Source organism: Bradyrhizobium denitrificans (genome assembly GCF_013179005.1).
GTDB lineage: Bacteria > Pseudomonadota > Alphaproteobacteria > Rhizobiales > Xanthobacteraceae > Bradyrhizobium > Bradyrhizobium denitrificans.
Window position 1 is genome coordinate 1 of record NZ_JABFDP010000071.1, and the last position, 5,594, is coordinate 5,594.

The 5,594-nt window shown below is 63.6% G+C and carries 3 protein-coding genes and 1 tRNA gene; 1 reads left to right on the forward strand and 3 read right to left on the reverse strand.

The window, feature by feature from the left end:
- Positions 1 to 2: 2 nt before the first annotated feature.
- A complete protein-coding gene (locus HL671_RS37685) occupies positions 3 to 491 on the reverse strand; it encodes a hypothetical protein (RefSeq protein ID WP_172244213.1) in 489 nt (162 codons plus the stop codon).
- Positions 492 to 1,327: 836 nt separating this feature from the next.
- Positions 1,328 to 3,106, reverse strand: coding sequence for an acyl-CoA dehydrogenase family protein (locus HL671_RS37690; protein WP_012042687.1), 1,779 nt, complete (start codon positions 3,104 to 3,106; stop codon positions 1,328 to 1,330).
- A 288-nt stretch (positions 3,107 to 3,394) separates the two neighbouring features.
- On the opposite strand from HL671_RS37690, the gene HL671_RS37695 reads away from it, so the two are divergent.
- Positions 3,395 to 3,469, forward strand: a tRNA-Gln gene (locus HL671_RS37695).
- A gap of 253 nt (positions 3,470 to 3,722) precedes the next feature.
- On the opposite strand, the gene HL671_RS37700 is transcribed toward HL671_RS37695, so the two are convergent.
- Positions 3,723 to 5,039 (reverse strand): hypothetical protein, encoded by a 1,317-nt coding sequence (locus tag HL671_RS37700; RefSeq protein WP_210264280.1) that lies wholly within the window; start codon positions 5,037 to 5,039, stop codon positions 3,723 to 3,725.
- Positions 5,040 to 5,594: the final 555 nt, after the last annotated feature.

The following is a 5,594-nucleotide window of genomic DNA, read 5'->3' on the forward strand; positions in this document are numbered from 1 at the left end:
CTCTAGTTATGGGTGGTCCAAAGTTCGGTCTCACTGCACGTGTTGATGCGGTGTGAGTCTCCTTTGAAGATCCAGAATCCGGCATGATCATCGAGCTTGATATCCGAAGCGTCCCAGGTCGCGGCAACCTTGCCTGAGGGGTCGTAGGCGTAGCCCGAGTATGTCCACCCAAATCCCAGGTTCTTGGACAGATGCGACAAGCTCCAGGGGCGCTCCGCAATATCGACTTTCTGAAGCCACCACCCCTCAATGGCGCTGTGGCGGAACAGCCAGTGGCGAATCCGCGGGACGTTGATGAACCAAAACGGCACCGTGAGCAGAATCAACCAGATCGCGAAGCTCCCGGCTCCGTGCAAGGTCATCTGCATATAAGTGTAGTCGGCGGCTGATACTGAAGATGACCATTTGTTGAACACGGCCGACGATATTGCGGTGGCGACAGTCACCCAGCCGAACTCGTAAATGCGGCGAAAGGTTTCAACGTAATTCATCAGAACCTCCTAACCGATCAAAACTCCATTTCAATCAAACAATTCAAAGCTGTGGAGGCAGATACTGCGCTGCTTTTTTTTCGGGATGTGCCGATTGATCTGGTCGATCGCCGCCAACGGGGCGAGACGACGATGGCGATGATATCAGGGCGCACCCGGCGGGCAAATCACGCTCATCCGAAAGTTTCGTGTCAACGGATTCCGAAAAACATAAATCGCTTCGCATCGCCCCCAAATCAGCCTTATGGTCCGTCCATCCCGTTGCACGGTAGGGGACGGTTCGCGGTCGTCACGGACGTTGGCAGCGGGATGCGGTGGACGCGGGCAGGCGGCGTGCGATCAGCACAGGCGAACGCCGGCCTCGCGGACGGTCAAGGCGCGTGGTCCTGATACTCCGAAGCTAGTATCGAGCGTGATGTGCGCACAGCACATTGCGCGACATGGTGGCCAGAAAGCCGGCGCACCAGGGAGAGCGCGCTATAGCCTGTTAAAACCATCGCGCGGGGAGGGCCGGTCTGTCCGGCTGTACCTGTGGTGACTGCCGCCTGCTTTTTTGTCTAGCAGGCGGGCCACGGGCCTCAGCCGAGGTCCGGCCTTCCTCGCGCCCTCCATTCGGAGAGGGCGGGAATGAAAGGGCATAGCTCGGGCGCGCGCTGCGTCGCGAGAACGCGGATGCTCATCTCGTCACGGTGCTGTTTGTGATTGTGGATCAGGAGTTTGCCACGTGCGTCATTGCGAGCGCGGTGCACACCCTGCCCTCCAGGGGAGGGTGTGAGCCCAGCCATCAGTCGCGACACAAGGATGTCAAAGCGGCGCGACGTCGGCCGAAGCCGAACTCACGCCACCAGCACGGCCTCCGCCGCGAGCACTGCGTCCGCGCCGTCGGTAACGGTCTTTTCCAGCGACGGCGCCTGCACGGCAAACGTCTCGGCAAAGAACCGCGCCAGCGCCACATGACGCGCACCCGCGGTCTCGTTCTCGCTGCGCGCGGCGAGCGCCTCATTGGCCAGCATGCAGCCGCCGAGCGCCGAGCCGAACAGGCGGAGATAAGGCGTGGCGCCGGCGAGCGCGTCGTTCGGTGCGGTGCCGAGCTTCTCCAACAGCCAGCGGCTGGAACGCTCGAGCGCGCTCAGCGCCTCGCGCAGCTTGGCGCCGGTGGTGCCGAAGGCCGGGTCGTTCGAGGCCTCGACACGGCGGACGATGTCGGTGAGCTCGTCCAGCAGCTTGAACACCGAGGCGCCGCCATTCGCGCCCAGTTTGCGTGTCACGAGGTCGATCGCCTGGATGCCGTTGGTGCCCTCATAGATCGCGGTGATGCGGGCGTCGCGATAATGCTGGGCGGCGCCGGTCTCCTCGATGAAGCCCATGCCGCCATGGATCTGGACGCCGAGATAGGCGACCTCGTTGCCGATGTCGGTCGAGAAGGCCTTGGCGATCGGCGTCAGCAGCGCGCCGCGCGCGGCGGCTTCCGCGCGGACGGCCGGATCCTTGGCGCGCACGGCGACATCGAGCGCCACCGCGGTCGCGTAGCAGATCGAGCGCGAGGCGGCTGTCAGCGAGCGCATCTGCATCAGCATGCGCTTGACGTCGGGATGGGCGATGATCGCGTCCGAGCCGCTGCCCTTGCTGCCGACGGCGCGGCCCTGCTTGCGGTCCTGCGCATAGGCGAGCGCCTGCTGATAGGCGCGATCGGCGACGCCGACGCCTTCGAGGCCGACGCCGAGCCGGGCCTGGTTCATCATCGTGAACATGCAGCGCATGCCGGCATTCTCTTGGCCGATGAGATAGCCGATGGCGCCGCCATGGTCGCCCATCGTCATGGTGCAGGTCGGCGAGGCGTGCATGCCGAGCTTGTGCTCGATGCCGCTCGGATAGATGTCGTTGCGGGCGCCGAGCGAGCCGTCCTTGTTGACGAGGAATTTCGGAATGAGGAAGAGCGAAATGCCCTTGGTGCCGGCCGGCGCGTCCGGCAGCCGCGCGAGCACGAAATGCACGATGTTGTCGGTCATGTCGTGGTCGCCATAGGTGATGAAGATCTTGCTGCCGGTGATGCGGTAGCTGCCGTCGGGGGCGCGCTCGGCGCGGGTGCGCAAGGCGCCGACGTCGGAGCCGGCCTGCGGCTCGGTCAGCTGCATGGTGCCGGTCCATTCGCCGGAGATCAGCTTGCCGAGATAGATGTCCTTCAGTTCCTGGCTGCCATGGGCGTCGAGCGCCTCGATGGCCGAGAGCGTCAGCAGCGGACACAGGCCGAAGGCGACGTTGGCTGCGCTCCAGATCTCGGTGCAGGCAGCGTTGATGGCGAGCGGCAGGCCCTGGCCGCCATGGGTCTCCGGGCCGGACACGGCGTTCCAGCCGGCCTCGGTCCAGCGCTTATACGCATCCGGCCAGCCGGGGGCGGTGGTGACCTTCTTGTCGGCGAGCTTGACGCCGTTCCTGTCGCCGACCTTGTTCAGCGGGGCCAGCACGTCGGTGGCGAACTTGCCGGCCTCCTCGAGCACGGCGGCGGTGATGTCGGGGTCGAAATCGCCGTAATGACCGGCCTCGACCGCCGCCTTCAGCCCGGCGCCATGATTGAGGGCGAGCAGCATGTCGTTGAGCGGGGCGCGATAGGTCATGGCGTGTCCTCAAAGGTCGAATTTGCCGATTTGGCCGCCGTCATCCCATGAAACCGGCCGGGCCTCAACTTTTTCGCACAGGCCCGCGGCGGGCCGCCGCGGCGGCTCCGGGCGGGCGGGATAAGGGCTTGCCAGCATTGACGAATTGGCGGGGACGTCGGATCACCGGGCGGCGCCGCAAAATTCCTGCGGCGCGGCGGTTGAAAAGGGCGGGCGCGGTCGGTAGACCACGGGCGCCGACCCGGAATCGCATGGCGCTTACGTGCCAGTCCGATCCGGCAGGCCTGATGGGGCGTAGCCAAGCGGTAAGGCAGCGGATTTTGATTCCGCCATTCGGAGGTTCGATCCCTCCCGCCCCAGCCAGGCTAGTCCCGTGATATTGTTGCATAAAATCATATGCGGCCGGCTTGCACGCCCGCGCATTTGGAAATTCGGTACCCCCCCTCATTTGGAAATTCTGTGCTGGTTTCGTTTTCCGCCCGAGCTCGACCCCCCAAAGGCAGGCATTCAACACGCGCGTCCGCGTTACGTGGTCGCCGTCGAGATGGACGTCCTGGGCATGCTGCGGGTGATGATGGGGCGCCTGCGCGCTGAAGTTGCCGTTGGTCCGCGGCTATCAGCGGCGATCGGCCTTTCGGCTCGCTGTCGTGCCGAGGGGCGCCGCGCCAAGCTCCACAGCCTCTTCGTCTCGCACGGGGCTGACAGGATCGAGCTGCTTCTGCGTCAGCAAATGCGCATGTCTCTTGCGGGTCGCGGCGAGGGCGCGCTGCATAGTCTCCTTGGCATAGCCGCGATAGGCCTGTGCCGTCTTGTGACCCGAGAGCGCGCGGCCCTGGCCATCAGTCAGTTCTGCTTCCTCGAGCTCGGTCATGCCGCCATGACGACAAGCATCGAGCGTGAACAGCTCCGAGACCCCATCGATCTTCTTGCGCATCTGCTGCACAAGCTTTTCCATGCCGGGGTAGGACCACACTTTGGCGTTGCCTTTGCCTTCGCCTCGCTGGATCCGGCGCATGATCATTGGAACGCCGATCTTCGGCAAGTGACTCAGGATCTCCTCGGCTTCGGAGTAGAACCTGATGGTCTCGCCATCGACAACTTCCTCGAGGGGGTGCCAGACCAGTGCCTTGTTCTTGTGGTGCTCGATGCGCACGGCGTTGGGCCATTGCTTGCTGCGATAGTCCGGCCAGGTCAGGAAGCCAGCCACGACGTTCTCAGGCCTTTGCAGCCACTCGAAGCAGATCACCGCGACGGCCGCCGGCTCGGGCCGACCTTCTTTGACGCAGCCCCAGGCGAATTTGTAGACCTCCTCGCGCGTGACCGCATGCTTCCTGGTCTTCGTACGGCTTCTGAGGGTGAAGTCGTCCCAGGGGTTCGGATGCTTCTTGTCGAACAGCTCCGGGTGCAATCGACGCATGATGCGCCAGACCTTGCGGCAGAGCCCGACGACCTTCTCTCCTTGGCGGAGCCTCAGGCCGTTCGGGCCATCGATGATTTTTTCGTAGATCTTGTCGGCAGCTCTCGGTGTCACTTCGATGATCTGTCGTTCGCCGACCCGGCGGCCGCTCTTGCCGACCGTGTCGCAGATCATCTGCATGATGCGCTCATAATCGGGCCGCGACCGGGGCGATACTTTCTCGGTGTAGGCCTTCTCCGTCTTGTATTGCCTGAACAGCCAGTCGATCGTGCCATAGCGCGCGATCTTTCCCTGTTCGCTCGGCTCTCCTTTGCGTTGTGCGTTCCACTCGTCGAACAAGCCGTTGAGGGCAGAAGCGCGTCCGCCTTTTCCGTCTTCTCCGCAGGCGACCTCATATCTTGTCCCCAGCGGCTCGTTGGCGATGCTGCAGCCCATCCCGCGATAGTAGGTCGGAATCCGGAAGTAGAATGCGAGCGACCCGTCGACAAGCCGACGCGTTTCCACGAAACGCGGCAACGGACGTTCCAACGTCACAAATCCTCGGCGAGGTCGGCCGGCACCAGATCCGGTGCGATTGCTCGGTCCAGATCGTCTCGCAACCACAGCTGACGTCTCCCATCCTTGACCCGAGGTCGAGGATACTCCGAACCGACTCGCTTGAGAAATGCTTCGACGGTCGGCTCGCCGCAATATCCGGCCGCAATTGCGGCTGGCATGCGGCGCGGCCAAGACCCCGCTGGAATTATGGCAGCCCGACCCATTGCCACTGTTCTCCGTCGCCGATTTGCCGGACGAGACGTCCTCCAGCCCCAATGGCAGATGACGCGAGCAACGCAATGGCGGTGGGGAGCAGTCGAAGAATTGGATACGTTAGAGTTGAAAGGAAGGGTGCTAAGTCAACTGCTGGTGCGAGGCGTGAAGCAAGCGCCGCAGACGGCCGCCCCGCGGACGCTTCCTGTTGCGGTGGAGAATGGCCGAGCGTGGGCGGTGATTGCCGCGGCGAACCGGATCGCCGCCAGACGGAGAAGCTGACTACGAATCTGAGGGTCGGACGTTCGAATCGTTCCGGGC